This window comes from Pseudooceanicola nanhaiensis (assembly GCF_020171315.1).
In the GTDB taxonomy this organism is placed as follows: Bacteria; Pseudomonadota; Alphaproteobacteria; order Rhodobacterales; family Rhodobacteraceae; genus Pseudooceanicola; species Pseudooceanicola nanhaiensis_A.
Window position 1 is genome coordinate 168,019 of record NZ_JAIUZP010000004.1, and the last position, 18,585, is coordinate 186,603.

14 protein-coding genes are annotated in these 18,585 nt (G+C 66.4%); 8 read left to right on the plus strand and 6 right to left on the minus strand.

Annotated elements, in window-relative coordinates; genetic code table 11:
• Window positions 1–34 precede the first annotated feature (34 nt).
• Window positions 35–868, plus strand: a complete 834-nt coding sequence (locus tag LCM32_RS05745) for a GNAT family N-acetyltransferase (RefSeq protein ID WP_224820108.1) — start codon at window positions 35–37, stop codon at window positions 866–868.
• Window positions 869–886: 18 nt separating this feature from the next.
• On the opposite strand, the gene mfd is transcribed toward LCM32_RS05745, so the two are convergent.
• Window positions 887–4,363: a transcription-repair coupling factor gene (gene mfd, locus LCM32_RS05750; protein WP_224820109.1), complete on the minus strand. Its 3,477-nt coding sequence runs from the start codon at window positions 4,361–4,363 to the stop codon at window positions 887–889.
• A 4-nt stretch (window positions 4,364–4,367) separates the two neighbouring features.
• Window positions 4,368–4,895 (minus strand): component of SufBCD complex, encoded by a 528-nt coding sequence (locus LCM32_RS05755; protein ID WP_224820110.1) that lies wholly within the window; start codon window positions 4,893–4,895, stop codon window positions 4,368–4,370.
• Window positions 4,896–5,018: 123 nt separating this feature from the next.
• Here LCM32_RS05755 and hemB point away from each other — a divergent pair, with 123 nt between their 5' ends.
• On the plus strand, window positions 5,019–6,032 hold the full coding sequence (gene hemB, locus LCM32_RS05760; protein ID WP_224820111.1) for a porphobilinogen synthase: 1,014 nt from the start codon (window positions 5,019–5,021) through the stop codon (window positions 6,030–6,032).
• Window positions 6,033–6,270: 238 nt separating this feature from the next.
• On the plus strand, window positions 6,271–6,831 hold the full coding sequence (locus LCM32_RS05765) for a YSC84-related protein (protein WP_224820112.1): 561 nt from the start codon (window positions 6,271–6,273) through the stop codon (window positions 6,829–6,831).
• Window positions 6,832–6,882: 51 nt separating this feature from the next.
• On the opposite strand, the gene LCM32_RS05770 is transcribed toward LCM32_RS05765, so the two are convergent.
• On the minus strand, window positions 6,883–7,152 hold the full coding sequence (locus tag LCM32_RS05770) for an usg protein (protein WP_224820113.1): 270 nt from the start codon (window positions 7,150–7,152) through the stop codon (window positions 6,883–6,885).
• Window positions 7,153–7,344: 192 nt separating this feature from the next.
• On the opposite strand from LCM32_RS05770, the gene gyrA reads away from it, so the two are divergent.
• Both gyrA and LCM32_RS05780 read left to right on the plus strand, forming a co-directional pair.
• Window positions 7,345–10,089, plus strand: a complete 2,745-nt coding sequence (gene gyrA / locus LCM32_RS05775; protein WP_224820114.1) for a DNA gyrase subunit A — start codon at window positions 7,345–7,347, stop codon at window positions 10,087–10,089.
• A 33-nt stretch (window positions 10,090–10,122) separates the two neighbouring features.
• Window positions 10,123–10,962 carry a LysR family transcriptional regulator gene (locus LCM32_RS05780; protein WP_224820115.1) on the plus strand — a complete coding sequence of 280 codons (840 nt, stop codon included), beginning with the start codon at window positions 10,123–10,125 and terminating at the stop codon, window positions 10,960–10,962.
• A gap of 531 nt (window positions 10,963–11,493) precedes the next feature.
• Here LCM32_RS05780 and LCM32_RS05785 read toward each other — a convergent pair.
• The 3 genes from LCM32_RS05785 to LCM32_RS05795 form a co-directional block, all read right to left on the minus strand.
• A complete protein-coding gene (locus tag LCM32_RS05785) occupies window positions 11,494–12,969 on the minus strand; it encodes a carboxypeptidase M32 (RefSeq protein ID WP_224820116.1) in 1,476 nt (491 codons plus the stop codon).
• A 4-nt stretch (window positions 12,970–12,973) separates the two neighbouring features.
• Window positions 12,974–14,113, minus strand: coding sequence for a heme A synthase (gene ctaA / locus LCM32_RS05790; protein WP_224820117.1), 1,140 nt, complete (start codon window positions 14,111–14,113; stop codon window positions 12,974–12,976).
• A 280-nt stretch (window positions 14,114–14,393) separates the two neighbouring features.
• Window positions 14,394–15,125, minus strand: coding sequence for an RNA methyltransferase (locus tag LCM32_RS05795; RefSeq protein ID WP_224820118.1), 732 nt, complete (start codon window positions 15,123–15,125; stop codon window positions 14,394–14,396).
• Window positions 15,126–15,567: 442 nt separating this feature from the next.
• Here LCM32_RS05795 and chrA point away from each other — a divergent pair, with 442 nt between their 5' ends.
• The 3 genes from chrA to LCM32_RS05810 all read left to right on the plus strand — a co-directional run bounded on the left by chrA (window position 15,568) and on the right by LCM32_RS05810 (window position 18,292).
• Window positions 15,568–16,827: a chromate efflux transporter gene (gene chrA / locus LCM32_RS05800; protein ID WP_224820119.1), complete on the plus strand. Its 1,260-nt coding sequence runs from the start codon at window positions 15,568–15,570 to the stop codon at window positions 16,825–16,827.
• A 113-nt stretch (window positions 16,828–16,940) separates the two neighbouring features.
• Complete coding sequence (locus LCM32_RS05805; RefSeq protein WP_224820120.1) at window positions 16,941–17,435, plus strand: SspB family protein; 495 nt, start codon at window positions 16,941–16,943, stop codon at window positions 17,433–17,435.
• 299 nt (window positions 17,436–17,734) lie between these two features.
• Window positions 17,735–18,292, plus strand: a complete 558-nt coding sequence (locus LCM32_RS05810; RefSeq protein ID WP_224820121.1) for a class I SAM-dependent methyltransferase — start codon at window positions 17,735–17,737, stop codon at window positions 18,290–18,292.
• Window positions 18,293–18,585 lie beyond the last annotated feature (293 nt).

Here is an 18,585-nt window from a genome sequence, read left to right on the forward strand (position 1 = left end):
CGATATTTCCCGGGTCCGGCGGTTCAGCCGGGCTGTGACAACCGAAACCGGCGCGCTGGATCAAAGCTTCCTCGGGCGCGGCCGTCCGCTGGGGGTGGCGCGGGTGCTCAATGCCATCGGCCATGGCCGGGGCGACGTGGCGGACCTGCGGCTCTACCTCGGGCTCGATAGCGGGCAACTCTCCCGCATCCTGCGCGGGCTGGAGGACGAAGGGCTGATCACCACCGAAACGGCGCAGGAGGATGCACGGCGTCGGGTGGCGGTGCTGACCGGCAAGGGCTCCGCCGAATTCGCGGAGTACGAGGCGCTCTCGAACGCCAATGCGCACAGCCTGCTCTCACGCCATCCGGACCCGGACAAGCTGTTGGAAGCGATGGATTTCATCGCCTCCGCCCTGACCCGCGACCGGATCACCATCGAACTGGCCGACCCCGAAAGCCCCCATGCCAACTGGTGTCTGGATCGCTATTTCGACGAGGTGAACAGGCTCTTCAAACAGGGTTTCGAGCGGGCCAAGACCTGTGACCCGCAGGCCCCCGCCATGCGCCCGCCCGTGGGGGCCTTCCTGCTGGCGCTCTCCGACGGGCTGCCCATCGGCTGCGTCGCGCTGAAGGGCACGGATCAGGGCTACGCAGAGGTCAAGCGGCTCTGGATCGCGCCCTCGGCCCGGGGGCTGGGGCTGTCGAAACGGATGATGCAGGAGACCGAACGCGAGGCGCAGCGCCTCGGGATCGACACCCTGCGGCTCGATACCAACGAACAGATGCCGGCGGCCATCGCGCTTTATGAAAAGACCGGCTGGACAAGGATCGAGCGCTTTAACGACGACCCCTACCCCACGCATTTCTTTGAGAAAAAGCTGAAATAGAAAAAGGCCTGAGATCCCTCAGGCCTTTTCCTTCTTCGCGTCCTTCACCTTCTCGGCCAGATCGCGCGCGATGGCGAAGGCGCCCTTGATCCGGTCGGCGTCGGACTTCCAGTCGCGGCGGACGATGATCTTGTTGTCCTTGACCTTCGCCAGCCCGTTCTGCGCCTGCATGAATTCCACCAGCCCCGCCGGAGAGGCGAACTTGTCGTTGTGGAACTGGATCGTCGCGCCCTTCTCCCCGCCGTCGAGCTTGGCAATGCCCGCGCGTTTGCACATGGCCTTGATCCGCACCACGAGGAGCAGCGTGTTGACCTCCTTCGGCAGCTTGCCGAAGCGGTCGATGAGTTCGGCGGCGAACCCTTCCAGCTCGACCTTGGTGGTGAGGTCCGAAAGGCGGCGGTAGAGCCCCAGACGCAGGTCCAGATCGGGCACGTAGTCCTCTGGAATCAAAAGCGAAACGCCCAAGTTGATCTGCGGCGCCCAGTGATCGTCGAGCTCCTGCAGGCCTTCCATCTCGCCCGATTTGATCTTGGCGATCGCCTCCTCCAGCATCTGCTGGTAGAGCTCATAGCCCACGTCGCGCATCTGGCCCGACTGTTCCTCGCCCAGCAGGTTGCCGGCGCCGCGAATGTCGAGGTCCTGCGAGGCCAGCGTAAAGCCCGCCCCCAGCGTATCGAGGGAGCCCAGCACGCGCAGGCGCTTCTCGGCATCCGCCGTCAGCTTCACCCGCGGTTTCGTGGTCAGATAGGCATAGGCGCGGGTCTTGGCGCGGCCCACACGGCCCCGGATCTGGTAGAGCTGCGCGAGGCCGAACATGTCGGCGCGGTGTACAACCATCGTATTGGCGCGCGGGATGTCGAGGCCGCTTTCCACGATCGTCGTGGCCAGCAGCACGTCGTACTTCCCGTCGTAGAAGGCGTTCATCCGCTTGTCCAACTCGCCCGCCGCCATCTGGCCGTGGGCGGTGATGAAGCTGACCTCGGGCACCTGTTCGCGCAGGAACTCCTCGATCTCGGGCAGGTCGGAGATGCGCGGCACCACGTAGAAACTCTGCCCGCCGCGGTAATGTTCGCGCAGCAGCGCCTCGCGGATGGTGACGGCGTCGAACTCGCTGACGTAGGTGCGGATCGCCAGCCGGTCGACCGGAGGCGTGCCGATGATCGAGAGATCGCGCACGCCCGTCAGGGACAGTTGCAGCGTGCGCGGGATGGGCGTGGCTGTCAGGGTGAGCACGTGGATGTCGGAGCGCAGCTGCTTCAGCCGTTCCTTGTGGGCGACGCCGAAATGCTGCTCCTCGTCCACGATCAGCAGGCCGAGGTTCTTGAAGCGGATCTGCTTGGACAGCAGCGCGTGGGTGCCCACGACAATGTCCACGGTGCCCTTGGCGATCCCGTCACGGGTGAGCGCGGCATCCTTGGAGGAGACGAAGCGCGAGAGCGGCGCAACCTGCAGCGGGAAGCCCCGGAACCGTTCGGCAAAGCCTTGATAATGCTGGCGCGCCAGCAGCGTCGTGGGGGCGATCACCGCCACCTGAACGCCGGACATGGCGGCGATGAAGGCCGCGCGCAGGGCGACCTCGGTCTTGCCGAAGCCCACGTCGCCGCAGACCAGCCGGTCCATCGGGTGGCCCGAGCCGAGGTCGCTCAGCACGTCGCCGATGGCGCCCAGCTGGTCATCGGTTTCCTGATAGGGGAAGCGGGCCTGAAAGGCGTCCCAGGCACCGTGCGGCGGCTCGAGGATGGGCGCGGTGCGCAGGACGCGTTCCGCTGCGACGCGGATCAGCTTGTCCGCCATCTCGCGGATGCGCTGCTTGAGCTTGGCCTTCTTGGCCTGCCATGCGCCGCCGCCCAGCCGGTCGAGCATGCCGACCTCGTGGCCGTATTTCGACAGCAGTTCGATGTTCTCGACCGGCAGGTAGAGCTTGGTCTGCTCGGCGTATTCGATGGCGAGGCATTCGTGCCGGGCGCCGACCGCGGTGATGACTTCGAGCCCGAGGTAACGGCCGATGCCGTGATCCACGTGGACCACGAGGTCCCCGGGCGACAGGCTGTTGGCCTCGGTCAGGAAATTCTCGGCCCGGCGCTTCTTCTTGGGCTGACGGATCAGGCGATCGCCGAGGACATCCTGCTCCGAGATCACGGTCAGGCGGGTGTCCTTGCCCTTGATCTTCCACGGGCCCTCGAAGCCGCTTTCCAGCGCCAGCACGGCGAGGTGCAGGCCGTGACGGTCGATGCCCTTGGCGTCGCGGATCGAGACGGCCCCGACGAGGCCCTCGTCCTCGATCAGCCCTTCCAGACGTTCCCGCGCGCCTTCGGAATAGGAGGCGATGACCACCGGCCCCTGATCCAATTTCGCGCGAACATGGTCCGCGAGCGTTTTGAAAAGGCTGACGTTTTCCAGCTGACGCTCGGGCGAGAAATTGCGCCCGATCCGCCCGCCTGCGTCCACCACGCCGGGGCCCGAGGCCCGGGGCAGCGGCGAGGTCTGGATCACCCGGCGCGCGCCAAGGGCCGCTTCCCACGCAGTGTCATCGAGATAGAGCAGCCCCGGCGGCGTCGGCTTGTAGACGCTGTCCATCTTGCCGCGCTGTTGCAGCGCATGGCGGCGGGTCTCGTACTGGTCGGCCACGCTCTCCCACCGCGCGAGGCGCGCGGGGGTGGTCTGGTCGTCCAGCATGACCGGCGCGCCGGGCATGTAACCGAAAAGGGTTTCCAGCCGCTCGTGGAAGAAGGGCAGCCAGTGCTCGATCCCCTGATGCTTGCGGCCCGCGCTGACCGCCTCGTAGAGCGGATCGTCGGTGCCTGCCGCGCCGAACTCGATGCGGTAGTTCTGCCGGAAGCGCGTGATCGCGGCCTCGTCGAGGATCACCTCGGAGACGGGGGCCAGTTCGACGACCTCCAGCTTCTCGGTGGTGCGCTGCGTGGTGACGTCGAAGCGCCGCGCGCCATCCAGTACATCGCCGAAGAGGTCGAGCCGCACCGGCCCGCCCTCGCCCGGCGGATAGATGTCGATGATGCCGCCGCGCACCGCGTAGTCGCCGGGCTCCATCACCGAATGGCTCTGCGAGAAGCCCATCCGCACGAGGAAATCGCGCAGCGCCTTTTCGTCCACCCGGCCGCCGACACGGGCGGTGAAGGCCGCCTCGCGCAGGATATCGCGGGCGGGGATGCGTTGGGTGGCGGCGTTCAGCGTGGTCAGCAGGACGAAGGTCTGCGGCATCCCGTGCACGAGACCCGCCAGCGTGGCCATCCGCGCGGCCGAGATATCGGCATGAGGCGAGACGCGATCATAGGGCAGGCAATCCCAGCCCGGGAAGCGGATCACCGGCATCTCGGGCGCGAAGAAGGCGAGCGCATCGGCCATGTTGGCCATCCGCTTGTCGTCGCGGGCCACATGGATCACCGGCCCGCCGGCGCGGGCGGCCTCGGCCAGCACAAGCGCTGCGTCGAACCCTTCCGGCGCGCCGCCGAGGGTGATGTTCGTCCGCTCGTTCATGGGATCAGCCTCCCAGTACGCCGATCGAGAAATTCTTGAACATGCCCCAGAGCGCGGTGACGAAGATCGCCACGACGCCGATGGCCTGCACGCCGATCCTGTGGCGCATCAGGCGCTTGTGCAGATCGGCGCCCTGCGGCTCCTCCACCCGGATGCGGACGGCGGTGCGCAGGCTCAAGAGCCCCACGAAGGACATGGGGAAGGCCAGCAGGAAGACCGCCTGCGCGAATTCCACCCCGTAGAGGAAGCCCAGAAGCCCCAGCACCGTCAGGATGAAACAGCCGAAGGACAGCAGCACCGTGCCCGACAGCTGGTTGATATAGAGGATGCGGTTGATGTTGATCCGCACCATGTCCTCGAGGTCGGCCTCGGCCTGCCCCCCGACGCGGCGCGCGCGCAGGACCATGTCATAGGGCACACCCAGCACCCAATGGCTGGCCGTCGACCAGACCACCGCAAGCGCGATCCAGAACCACAGGTTCGAGAAGGAGCGCATGTCGATGAGTTCGAATATCGTTTCGTGAAGGTTCACCGGGGCCCTCTCGGCCTTTTGACTGCCGCACCTTAGTAGCGCCCGTTTTCGGTAATTCCTACCCTTGAGGCGCGTCGCATTCCATGCCACCTCACTCTTGTATGATCAAGAAAGGATCCGCTGATGTTCCCGGTTCAGGCCCCCTTCCCCCAAACCCGGTTCCGTCGTGCCCGCCAGAGCGGCGCGATCCGGGCCCTGGCGCAGGAAAACCACCTGGCCGTCGGTGACCTGATCTGGCCGGTCTTCGTCTGCGAGGGCGAGAACGTGGAACAGCCGATCGCTTCGATGCCCGGGGTCAGCCGGCTTTCGGTGGATCGCGTGGCGCAGGCGGCGAGCGAGGCCTTCGACCTCGGCATTCCGGCGGTCTGCATCTTCCCCTACACGCCGATGGACAAGCGCACCAAGGATTGCGCCGAGGCCTGGAACCCCGAGAACCTGTCGAACCGGGCGACCCGCGCGATCAAGGCCTTGGTGCCCGAGATGGCGGTGATGACCGACATCGCCCTCGACCCCTACAACATCGACGGCCATGACGGCTTTGTCGTGGACGGGCAGATCCTGAACGACGAGACGGTCGAGGCGCTGGTGAAACAGGCCGTCAGCCAGGCCGAGGCGGGCGCCGACATCATCGGCCCCTCGGACATGATGGACAGCCGCATCGCCCGCATCCGCGGCGCGCTGGAGGCCGGTGGCCACACCAACGTGATGCTGCTGAGCTATTCGGCCAAATATGCCTCGGGCTTCTACGGGCCGTTCCGCGATGCCACCGGCGCCACCGGCGCGCTGAAGGGCGACAAGGCGACCTACCAGATGAACCCCGCCAACACCGACGAGGCGCTGCGCCTCGTGGCGCGCGATCTGCAGGAGGGCGCGGACATGGTGATGGTGAAACCCGGCATGCCCTACCTCGACGTCTGCCGCCGGGTGAAGGACACCTTCGGCGTGCCCACGTTCGCCTACCAGGTCTCGGGCGAATACGCGATGATCGAGGGCGCGGTGCGCAATGGCTGGCTCGATGGCGACAAGGTCATGGTCGAAAGCCTGATGGCCTTCAAGCGCGCGGGCTGCGATGGGGTGCTGACCTATTTCGCACCGCGCTTTGCCAAGCTGATGCAGGGCAAATCCGCCGTGGTCTGACCCGGTTCGCCCGCGGCCCGTTTCGCGGGCCGCGCCCCTGCCCCTGCGGCAGCGTTTTCACGCCCCCGCCCGGATCGGAGGCGTTTTCCGCCGAGCGCCGGGTGACGTGACCGCCGAGGGTGACAGGACCGGCCTGCCCCCCTATACTTCGCCCTCGAAGCCGGGCAAACCGGCCGCGTCATTGACGCGACACTCCGGGGCAAAGTCCCCCTCACGGGCAAGAGACAGGCGGATTACCATGAGCACCCTTTCCAGACGCACCTTTTCCCTCTCGGCACTGGCGGCGATCCCGCTGCTGGCGGCGTGCAACAACGGCATCGGCAGCCCGGGCGGCGCCAAGATCGACGCCCGAGTGGACGCGACGCTGGCGCAGCTCTTCAGCCAGTACCCCGAGACCCGCAACCTCGCCGCGAAATCCGCCGGCATGCTGGTCATGCCGCTGATGACCGAGGCAGGCTTTGGCATCGGCGGCGGCTATGGCCGCGGCGCGCTGCGCGTGGGCGGCAGCACGGTGGATTACTACTCCGCCGCCGCCGCGAACGTCGGCCTGCAGATCGGCGCACAGCAATATGCGCATGTCCTCTTCTTCATGACGCAGGAGGCGCTTTCGGGCTTCCGCCGGTCCTCGGGCTGGGCTGCGGGCGCGGACGTGGAATACGTCTTCTCCGACAAGGCCGAGGCGATGCGCGCCGAAACGACCACCTCGATCGCGCCGATCGTGGCGGTGATCTTCGGTCAGGCCGGCCTGCGCTTCGGCGCGACGCTGGAAGGCGTGAAATACTCGCGCATCCTGCCCTGACCGGCAGACCCGCGACAGTATTCGGGCCGCCCTCCGGGGCGGCCTTTTGCGTCAATGGAGGGTGAATTCCCCCACCACGTTGCGCCAGCGACCGGGCGAGATTTCCTTGCGATGGGTGAAGCGGACCGAGTGCAGCGGCCCTTCGATTTCCTTCTGCCAGAATTCGATGAACTTGAAGAGCCGCGGGTGATCCGGGGCAAGGTCATACTCCTGCCAGACGAAGGTGTTCAGCACATGGGCATAGTCGGGCATGTGATAGAAGAACTCGGCCGTCGTCAGGCCGTATCCGCGCAGCATCAGTTCGGTCGGGGTTTCCTGCATTTTGCCTCCTGTGACATATCCACAGGAAAAAGCCTGCCACGACTTCATTTTCAGTCAACGAAAACAGTATGTTATCACTGTATGCGCCCGGCTGCCAAAGGCAGGCGCCAGCAACCATTGCACCCTATATGACGGGTCTGCTATAAACCGGACAGCTATATCTAGAACCCAACAAGAATACAGGCAGAGCCGTTGAGCGATACGCCCCAACCCCCTGAAAACCCGGAAGAAAACGAGCGCACGCCCTACGCGGGACCGACGGTGTCGATCACCGACGAGATGCGCAATTCCTATCTCGATTACGCGATGAGCGTGATCGTGAGCCGGGCGATTCCGGATCTTCGTGACGGCCTAAAACCTGTGCACCGCCGCATCCTCTACGCGATGCAGGAATCCGGGAACACCGCCGACAAGTCCTATCGCAAGTCGGCCCGCCCGGTCGGCGACACGATGGGTAAATACCACCCCCACGGCGACAGCGCGATCTATGACGCCCTCGTGCGGATGGCGCAGGACTTCTCCATGTCGCTGCCGCTGCTGGACGGTCAGGGCAACTTCGGCTCCATGGACGGCGACAAGGCCGCGGCCATGCGTTACACCGAGGTCCGGATGGAGAAGGCGGCGAACTTCCTGCTCGCCGACATCGACAAGGATACGGTCGACTTCCTCGACAACTACGACGGCAAGGACAAAGAGCCTGCCGTCCTGCCCGCGCGCTTCCCCAACATGCTGGTGAACGGCGCCGGCGGTATCGCCGTCGGCATGGCCACCAACATCCCGCCCCACAACCTTGGCGAAGTGGTGGATGCGACGCTGGCCCTGATCGAGAACCCCGACCTCGACAGCAGCGACCTGAACCAATACGTGCCCGGCCCCGACTTCCCCACCGGCGGCGTCATGCTGGGCCGGTCCGGTGCGCGCAAGGCCTACCTCGAAGGCCGCGGCAGCGTGATCATCCGCTCCAAGACCCACGTGGAAGAGCTCCGCAAGGACCGCTACGCGATCATCATCGACGAGATCCCCTATCAGGTGAACAAGGCCGCGATGATCGAGAAGATCGCGGAATGCGTCCGCGACAAGCGGATCGACAACATCGCCCACGTGCAGGACGAATCCGACCGTCAGGGCGTCCGCGTGGTGATCGAGCTGAAGCGCGACGCGACCCCCGAGGTCGTGCTGAACCAGCTCTTCCGCTTCACCCCGATGCAGACCTCCTTCGGCTGCAACATGCTCGCGCTGAACGGCGGCAAGCCCGAGACGCTGACGCTTTATGGCTTCCTGTCGGCCTTCATCACCTTCCGCGAGGAAGTGGTGGCCCGCCGCACCGCCTTCGAGCTGCGCAAGGCGCGCGAACGCGCCCACATCCTCTGCGGTCTGGCCGTCGCGGTCACCAACGTGGACGAGGTCGTGGCCACGATCCGCGCCTCCGCCGATGCGGCCGAGGCGCGCGAGAAGCTGATGACGCGCCGCTGGCCCGCCTCCAGCATCGCGGAATACATCCGTCTGATCGACGATCCGACCCATACGATGAACGAGGACGGCACCTACAACCTCTCTGAGGCGCAGGCCCGCGCGATCCTCGAGCTGCGGCTGCAGCGCCTGACCCAGCTTGGCGTGCAGGAAGTCACGGACGAGCTGCAGGAACTGGCCAAGAAAATCCGCGAATACCTCGAGATCCTCGCCTCGCGCGAGCGGATCATGGGCATCATCCGCGACGAACTGACCGAGGTGAAGGAGCTCTTCGCCGTCCCCCGCCGCACCGAGATCGTCGACTGGTCCGGTGACATGGAGGACGAGGACCTCATCGAGCAGGAGGAGATGGTCGTCACCGTCACCGCCGGCGGCTACATCAAGCGGACCCCGCTGGCCGACTTCCGCAGCCAGAAGCGCGGCGGCAAGGGTCTCTCGGGTGGCGCGATGAAGGATGACGACGCGGTCACCACGCTCTTCGTCGCCAACACCCATACGCAGCTGCTCTTCTTCACGACCGAGGGCATGGTCTACAAGCTCAAGTGCTGGCGCCTGCCGGTCGGCGGGCGGACCTCAAAGGGCAAGGCGATCGTCAATATCCTGCCCATCCCCACCGGTGTCTCCATCGCGGCGATCATGCCCGTGGACCGGGCCGAGGAGGAATGGGGCGACCTGCAGATCGTCTTTGCCACCTCCGCAGGCACCGTGCGGCGTAACGCGCTGTCCGATTTCACCAACGTGATGCGGAACGGCAAGATCGCCATGAAGTTCGAAGGCGAAGCCGAGGGCATGCGCCTGATCAACGCGCGGATCTGCGGCCCCGAGGATGACGTGATGCTGTTCACGCAATCCGGCCGGGCGATCCGCTTCCGTGCCGATGACGTGCGGGTCTTCAACTCGCGCAACTCCACCGGGGTGCGCGGCGTCAAGCTGAACGAGAACGACGAGGTTGCCTCGATGTTCGTCCTGCCCCACTTCGCCGCGGAAAGCGACGAACGGGCCTCCTACCTCAAGATGCGCCGCGCCATGGCCGGTGACACCGAGGCGACGGAGGAAGAAGAGGGCAACGCCGACATGCCGCTGGCACAGGAGCGTTACGCCGAGATGTCGGCCGCCGAGACGCTGATCCTCACGATCACCGTGGGCGGCGCGGGCCACATCAGCTCCTCGCACGATTACCCCGTGCGCGGGCGCGGCGGCCAGGGCGTCACCGCCTGGGAGAAGAGCATGCGCACCGGTCCCGTCATCGCCGCCTTCCCGGTGGAGATGGACGACCAGATCATGCTGGCCACCTCGCGCGGTCAGTCGATCCGGGTGCCGGTCGATGGCATCTCCTTCCGGTCGCGCAGCGCGGGCGGGGTGCGGGTGTTCAACACCGGTGCGGGCGAAGAGGTCGTCTCGGTGGCACGGATCGCCGAACAGGCGGATGAGGATGAAGGTCCCGAGGGACAGGAGGCCGCCTCCTGATCCCGCGGGACAGGCAGGCGCGACGGAACGCCGATGAAAAACTGGGATGATCTGAGATACCTCGTCGCGGTCCACAAGACCGGCAGCATGAGCGCCGCCGCGCGCCTGCTGGAGACCAACCCAGCCACCGTGTCGCGCCGCCTGAGCCGCCTGTCCGAATCGCTCGGCTTTGATCTCTTCGTGAAAACGCCCGAAGGCTGGGTGGCGAACGAGGCGATTTCGGACCTGATCGAAACGATCACCGGGTTCGAGAATGAGATTGTTTCCTATCTGCATACGCAGAGCACCGCGGCCCCGGCCACCGGCGGGAACATCACCGTCGGCTGCCCGCCCACGATCAGCTCTTATGTCTTCTACCCTGCCCTGCGCGCCTTCCTCGAAAGCCATCCCGGCCTGCGGATGACCTTCAACGCGCTGACCCTGACCGAGGCGCTTGGCGAGAACGACATGATCATCGTCACCCAGCGGCCCGAACAGGGCCGGCTGGTGGTGCGCTACATTGGCAAGTTCCACATCAACGTCTACGCCTATCCGGACAGTCCGCGCGATATGGGCTGGATCGGGCTCAATCGCAGCCACGATCAGGCCGAGACGATGCAGTTCGCCCGCAAGGTCATGGCGGGTCATGACCCGCTGGTTCGGGTCGAAACCCTGCACGAAATCATGGGCGCCATGCGCAGCAGCCGCCTGCCCGGCCTCCTGCCCAATATCGTGGCCATGAGCGACCCGGAACTTCAGCGCTTCGAGCCCGAGCAGGCCGATCTCGTCTCGCCGCTCTATCTCTGCTTCCACGAAACGCGGCGCCGTGATCCGCTATTGCAGGATGTCGCGGACTGGATTGCGCAGGAATTCAATCACACCACTCAATTGTGATCTGAAAAGAAACAATCTTTCGGCACATTTCTGCTCACATCCTTAACAGTGCCTTTGCTTTTGAAATCGTTATATGCTCTACTCAGACGTGTGTACTGAGGCAGTAGAGTTTTCGGAACGCCCTCACAGTGGAAGGGAGGTTTCCGTACCAGGGGCAGAATGCCCGCTCACGGCAGAGTACGCGGAAAGATTGCAGACCCGGAATTCGTCGAGAACGTCTCTGGTTTTGGCATCGAACGCCCTTCCCTCAGGGCCCGGTGCATTGTGATAGGGGACCTTCGGGTGTCCTTGGTTGGCCTCGATCGGCTTGTTCGGCGGCAGGGTTCTCTCTTGTTCCTGCTGAGGCTGACTGAAAATGGTGGTTTGACGCTTCTACCCCGTCAATCCCTTCCAACTGGGTCGGCAGGAACAGCCGGCCCAATTTTTTTGCCCGCTCCCCTGATAGTTGAAACGGACAATAATCACGAAACGGGATTAAAAAACCCCGGCCGTTTTCACGACCGGGGCCATTCGCATTTCCAGTGCGGCGCGTCAGAGACTGTAAATGTCGCCGAACTTCGCCTCGACATAGCGCAGCAGCGGGCCCGCCGTGGGAGCGGCGCCGCAGGCCTGCGTGATCACCTCGCGCGGGGTCATCAGCCCGCCGTGCCGTTGCACCTTGTCGCGCAGCCAGTCGATCGCCGGGGCCGTGTCGCCCGCGCCAAGCGCCGCGTCGAGATCCGGCACATCGGCGCGCAGCGCCTCGTGCAGGCAGCCCGCGTAGACGTTGCCAAGCGAATAGGTCGGGAAGTAGCCGAAGAGCCCCACGGACCAGTGGACATCCTGCAGGCAGCCGAGCGAGGCGCGCGGCACGTCATAGCCGAAGTCCGCTTTGAAGCGCGCGTTCCACGCCTCCTCTAGGTCCGCCACGGCGAGGTCGCCCGCGATCATCGCCCGCTCCAGATCGAAGCGCAGCATGATGTGGAGGTTGTATTGCACCTCGTCGGCCTCGGTCCGGATGAAGTCCTTCTGGACGCGGTTCACCGCGGCATAGAAGCCCTCTGCCCCGTCGAGGCCGAGGTCGCCGAAGGCCTCGGTCATCTGGTCGTACATCCAGCCCGTGAAGGCGCGCGAGCGGCCCAGCTGGTTCTCGTAGATGCGGCTTTGGCTTTCGTGCACGCCCATCGAGACGCCCTGCCCCAGCGGCGTCAGCGCATAGTCCGCCTCGATCCCCTGTTCATAGCAGGCGTGGCCGACCTCGTGGATCGTGGAATAGAAGCAATTGAACGGATCGGCCGGGTTGGTCCGCGTGGTAATCCGCACATCCGCGCCCGAGCCGGAGCTGAAGGGATGGACCGCCTTGTCGATCCGCCCGCGCTCGAGGTCATAGCCGAAGGTCAGCGCCAGCTTGGTGGAGAAGGCCATCTGCGCCCCCTCCTCGAAGGTGCCGCTCAGCCCCTTCGGTTCCGGCTTGCCCAGCACCGCCTCGCGCAGGGCCACCAGCCGGGGGCGCATCTCGCCAAAGATCGCCTCCAGCTCGGCCGCCGTCATCCCGGGCTCGTAGTCGTCGAGCAGCGCGTCATAGACATCGCCGCCCGCCGCCAGTGCCGCGCCCTCCTCGCGCTTCAGCGCGACGATCTTTTCCAGAACGGGCGCGAAGCCCGCGAAATCGTCCCGCCCCCGCGCCTCGGCCCAGTGGCCCTGCGCGACGGAAGTCAGCCGCGCCAGCTCGGTCGCCAGTTTCGCGGGCACCCGGCTGGTGCGCTCGAAGCTGCGGCGGATGTGGCGCAGCTGTGCCGCCTCCGCCGCCGTCATCTCGGCGCCCTCGCAGGCGGCCAGCCAGTCGCCGATCCGCGGATCGGTGCGGCGGCCGTGCAGGATACCCTCGATCACGCCGATCTCCTCGCCGCGCTGTTCGGCCGCGCCGCGGGGCATCACCGTTTCCTGGTCCCAGCCGAGCCGCCCGGCAATGGCGGCAAGGGCCTCGGTCTCGCGCTGGTAGGACAGCAGGTCTTGAAGGGCAGTCATGGCATCAGGCTCCACGGATCTTGGCGGTGACGGGATAGCGGGCGTAGAACCGCGCCCGGATGATCAGCACCCAGAGCGCCACCGCCACCAGCTGGTGGGTGATCGCCACGTGCAGCTGCGCGCCGGTCAGCACCGCCTGAACGCCGAGGATGACCTGCACCACCAGCGCCACGAAGGCCATGGTGAAGGCCACCCGCGTCGTGGTGTGGGCCGAGCGGCGCCCCTTGAGGAAGCAGACCAGCGAGAAGATCGCCAGCAGGTAGCCCGAGCAGCGGTGGATGAACTGCACCAGCGCCGGGTTCTCAAGGAAGTTGCGCCACAGCGGTTCGATCATGAAGGGCTCCGGCGGCAGCCATTGGCCACCCATGGTCGGCCAGTCGGTGTAGGACCGGCCCGCGTCGATCCCCGCCACCAGCGCGCCGAGGAGGATTTGCAGGAAGGCGAAATGCATCCAGCCGGTCGCCATGCCGAAGAGCTTGCGCTCGCCCGCGCGGCGGGCCTGCATCAGCTCCCGATCGTCCCGGCCGAGGCAGAAGAAGTACCACGCGATGAAGCCGAGGATGATGAAGGCGATGCCGAGGTGGGTCGCCAGCCGGTAGGAGGCCACCGAGAGCATGGTACCGGTCAGCCCGGAGGAGACCATCCACCAGCCGATCGCGCCCTGTACGCCGCCAAGGGCGCCGATCAGGAAGAGCCGCCCGGTCCAGCCTGCGGGGATTTGGCGGAAGACGAGGAAGCCGAAGAAGCCAAGCGCCCAGATCAGCCCGATCACCCGGCCCAGTTGGCGGTGGGACCATTCCCACCAGTAAATCTGCTTGAAGTCCTGCAGCTCCATCCACTGGTTCTGGATCTGGAACTGGGGGATCTGCTGGTAGAGGTCGAATTCCGCCTGCCAGTCCGCTTCATTCATCGGGGGCAGTGCGCCGGTGAGCGGCTTCCATTCGGTGATCGACAGGCCGCTGTCGGTCAGGCGGGTAAGGCCGCCGACGCAGATCATCGCCACCACGAGGGCAAAGAGCACCGCGAGCCAGACCCGGATCGCGCCGCGCGCGCCCTTGCGGCGGCCCCTGTCGATCGCGCCGGTCTGGACCTCCTGCTTCTGGTCGGTCCCGACCTCTTCGAAAATGCTGCGTTTCTGGCTCATAAGGGTCACCTCGTCAGGGGCCTGCCGCCCGGCCCCTCCCGGGGCATGTCGCGGGTCGTCTCAGGGGCGCCGGGCGCCCCGCGTTGTGCTGTCCCGGCCTTGGCCCCGCCGAGCGCCGCCCCCGGCACCTGCCCGGAGGGTCGGGCAGTCGGGGGCCGATCTCGCGGTCAGGGCATGGGCGCGGGGGTCGTTTCCTCTCCGGGTTCTGTCCGGGGTCGTGTCTGGCGTCGGGTCCGGGTTGCGCGGCAGGGTACTTGCGTCACACGACAGGGTCTAGCGCTCAGCCGCGCTCCTTCCAGCGGACCATCTGACGCAGGACCCCGTGGAGCACCTGCACGTCCGAGCGGGTCAGCGGCATCCGCGACCAGAGGTTGCGCAGGTTCAGCTTCATGCTGGCGGCCTTGGTCTCGGGGAAGAAGAACCCGGCCTGCTCCAGCGTTTCCTCGTAATGTTCCGAGAGTTTCTCGATCTCGACGTTCGTGGCCCAGTCGGCCCCGGCCATCTCGACGGTCTCATGGGTGATCTCGGCGGTCTGGCGGCGCCATTCGTAGGCCGTCAGCAGCACGCATTGCGCGAGGTTGAGCGAGGCGAACTCCGGGTTCACCGGGACCGAGATGATCGCATTGGCGCGCGCGATGTCGTCGTTCTCCATCCCGGCGCGTTCCGGGCCGAAGAGCACGGCGACCTTCTCACCGGCGGCGATCCTCTCTGCCGCGATCTGCATGGCGCGTTCGGGGGTCAGCACCGGCTTGGTCAACCCGCGCGGCCGGGCCGTGGTCGCCAGCACGAAGTGGCTGTCATGGAGCGCATCGGCGGTAGTCTCGAAGAGGCCCGCGTTGTCCAGCAGCCGCCCCGCGCCCGAGGCCATGGCCACGGCCTTCTGGTTCGGCCAGCCGTCGCGGGGCGCCACGAGACGCATCCGGTCGAGGCCGAAGTTCCACATCGCGCGCGCGGCGCCGCCGATATTCTCGCCCATCTGCGGGCGCACGAGAACGAAGGTGGGTTGGGACATGGGGGCCTTTCCTGTTTGTTCCGGCAATAGGCCAAGGCGCCAAGGGGGACAAGGGTTGGCGACGGATAGGCGGGTGTGCCGAGGGATGGGAGGGTACTCCGGGGGCCCCCGGCGGGACGGAGATTTCGGTCATCTAACCAAGCCCCCCACCGGATGGCACACAGGGCAGCGCCGTCCCGCGGGGTGGCGCAATAGCGCCGCCCCAGGGGGGCGGGTCGGCGCTGCAAGGCCTTACGGCCGGGCGGGACATATCGGGGGGACAGCACCCCATGCTTGCCTCCGCCTCCGCCTCCGCCTCGAAACGAGGCCACAGCCGGTGTTCCGCCCCCACAAGCCCCCCAGCCCCTGCCTACCGCAGGGAATTCCCAAACAAACCGTTACACTTTGCAAAACCGTCACATAGGCTCTGCAAACCGGCGCGAGACCGCAGCCAGAGGCCCCCATGACCGTTAGCCCCCCTCCCAGCCCTTCCGATCTCTTCAAGGTCTTCGGCCGCATCGGCCTGCTGTCCTTCGGCGGACCGGCGGCGCAGATCGCCCTGATGCACCGCGAATTGGTGGAGGAACGCCCCTGGCTCGAGGACAGCAAGTTCCTCGGCGCGCTCAGCTTCTGCATGCTGCTGCCGGGACCGGAGGCGATGCAGCTGGCGACCTATGCGGGCTGGCGGCTCAGGGGCACCGTCGGCGGGTTGATCGCGGGCGGCCTCTTCGTGCTGCCCGGCGCCCTCGTCATCGCGGCCCTTGCGCTCGCCTATGGCCAGTGGGGTACGCTGCCGCTGGTGCAGGCGGCCTTCCTCGGGATCAAGGCGCTGGTCATCGTCATCGTCCTGCAGGCGCTCTCGCGCCTCGCGCGCAAGACGCTGACCGCGCCGGACCGCTGGCTGCTGGCGGGGCTGGCCTTCGTGGCAACCTTCGCGTTCTCCCTGCCGTTCCCCCTGATCGTGGCACTCGCCGCCCTCTGGGGCGCCCTTGCCGCGCGCCCGCCTGCAAGCGCCCCGCCGCCCGCCGCGCAGGGCGCCCTGCGCGAAAGCCTGCGCCAGACGCTGCTCTGGGGCGCGCTCTGGCTAGGGCCCGTGGCGGCACTCGCCCTCTCGGGCGCAGAGTTCCTCACCGCCATCGCGCTTTTCTTCAGCAAGCTCTCCGTGGTCACCTTCGGGGGCGCCTATGCGGTGCTGGCCTACATGGCGCAGGCCGCGGTCGAGACCCATGGCTGGCTCAGCGCCCAGCAGATGATCGACGCGCTCGGCCTGGCCGAGACCACGCCCGGGCCGCTGATCCTCGTGACACAGTTCGTGGCCATGGTCGCCGGGCAGAACGCCTCCGGCCCGGGCCTCGCCCTTGCGGCGGGCCTCATGGCGCTCTGGGTGACCTTCATTCCCTGCTTCCTGTGGATTTTCGCCCTCGCCCCCCATGTGGAACGTGTGCTGGCCCAGCCGAGGCTTCAGGGCGCGCTGCAGGGGATCACCGCGGCGGTGGCCGGCGTGATTCTCAACCTATCGGTCTTCTTCGCGCTGCATGTCTTCTTTGCCGAGGTGGAGACCGGGGGCCTCTGGCTCCGCCCCCTCTGGGACAGCCTACAGCCCGAGGCCGTGGTGCTGACGATTCTCGCAGCATGGCTCGTCTTCGGGCTGAAACGCGGCCCCCTCGTGGCGCTTGGCCCCATGGCCCTTGCCGGGATCGCCCTGGGCGCGATAGCGTCCTGAGCCATCCTGCCAAGGGCGCGCGGCGCATAAGCGTGGTCGACAGAGATTTTTCCTCCCCCGCCTTCCGTTTTTCTCCGAATCCCCTATGCTCCCCTAAAGAAACGGATGAACGCATGTCTGGATCCATCGACTACGGCAACCTGATGCACCGCGCGATGCGCAGCCTCATTCAGGAGGTCCTCACGGACGTTGCCGACCACGGCCTCCCCGGGGCGCACCACTTCTTCATTACCTTCGACACCACCCATCCGGAGACGGAGCTGGCGGACTGGTTGAAGGATCGGTACCCGAGCGAAATGACCGTGGTCATGCAGCACTGGTACGACAACCTTGAGGTGGGCGACACGGGCTTCGGGATCACCCTGAACTTCGGCGACGCGCCGGAGCACATGTTCATCCCCTACAACGCCATCAAGACCTTCGTGGACCCCTCGGTGGAGTTCGGCCTGCGCTTCGAGACGCAGGTGAGCGACGAGGACGAAGATCCGACGCCCCCCGATCCGCCGCGCCCGCTGCGCGATCCGTCCAAGGTGAAGACCCCCTCCTCCAAGTCGGAAAACTCCGGCCAGGAAGCGGACGTGGTGCGGCTGGACCAGTTCCGCAAGTAAGCCGTCAGGCGACATAGGACGACGTATCACGGGGCCCGCGCGGCCCCGTTTTCATGCGCGCCCTGCGGCCCCTCCCGGTCACGGCCCCGAGGCCCGCGACATGCCCCTGTCACACCACGGTCATGGCACCGTCACAGAGCGTGGCAAGCGCTTGGCGGGGCGAGAGAATTCGCCCGCCTAGATCGCAGGAAACCAACGTAAGCACATGAATTTTTTGTAAAATCCTGAATTCCCACTTGCCCAGACGGGGGCTTCTCCGGTTTCTCGTCGCAACGACAGTGGCAAGTGGGGAAAGAACCATGGCGAGCGATTTTGCGGTGTTCCTGGGCGAGATGATGCGCCGCCCGAAAGAGGTCTCGGCGATTGCGCCCTCGTCCCAGGCGGTGGCCCGGATGATGACGGCGGGGGTTGAGCAGGTCAGCGGCCCGATCGTGGAAATCGGCCCCGGCACCGGCAGCTTCACCCGCGCGATCCTCGACCGCGGCGTGGCGCCGGAGCGGCTGATCCTGATGGAGATGAACCCGCGCTTCTGCGAGACCCTGCGCGAGAAATTCCCCGGCGTGACCGTGCTGAACCGCCCGGCACAGGAGATCGAGAGCCTTGGCCTTGCGCACATCGGCTCGGTCATCTCGGGTGTGCCGGTGCTGGCGCGGCCGCAGATCCAGCGCGAGGTGGTGGGCCGGGCCTTCAAGGTGATGGCCCCGGGCGGGGTCTTCGTGCAGATCACCTATTCGCCCAACGCCCCGATCCCGCCCGAGGTGCAGGCCGAACTGGGCGTGCGCGCGACGAAGCGCGGGACGGTCTGGGCGAACCTGCCCCCGGCGCGGGTGTTCGAGTTCCGCCGGTCTGCGCAGTAAGTGCGTGGGCCCGAGGGGCCGCGGGACAGGACGTGACAGGATAGGACGGGCGGCGCGAGGGATTGCGCCGCCCGTCTTTTGTTGTGGGTGACTTCGGGACCTCTCCTCGCTCGCGGGATGTCGCGCATCACGTCCAATTGGGCTGCCTGCCCCTCGCGCTCCCTTTCCCATTCCGCTCTCCGTCAGCCACGGAGGGCAGCGCCGTCCCGCGGGGTGGCGCATAAGCGCCGCCCCATGGGGGGCGGGTCGGCGCTGCCCGGCCTATCGGCCGGGCGGGGGATCAGTGGAGGGGA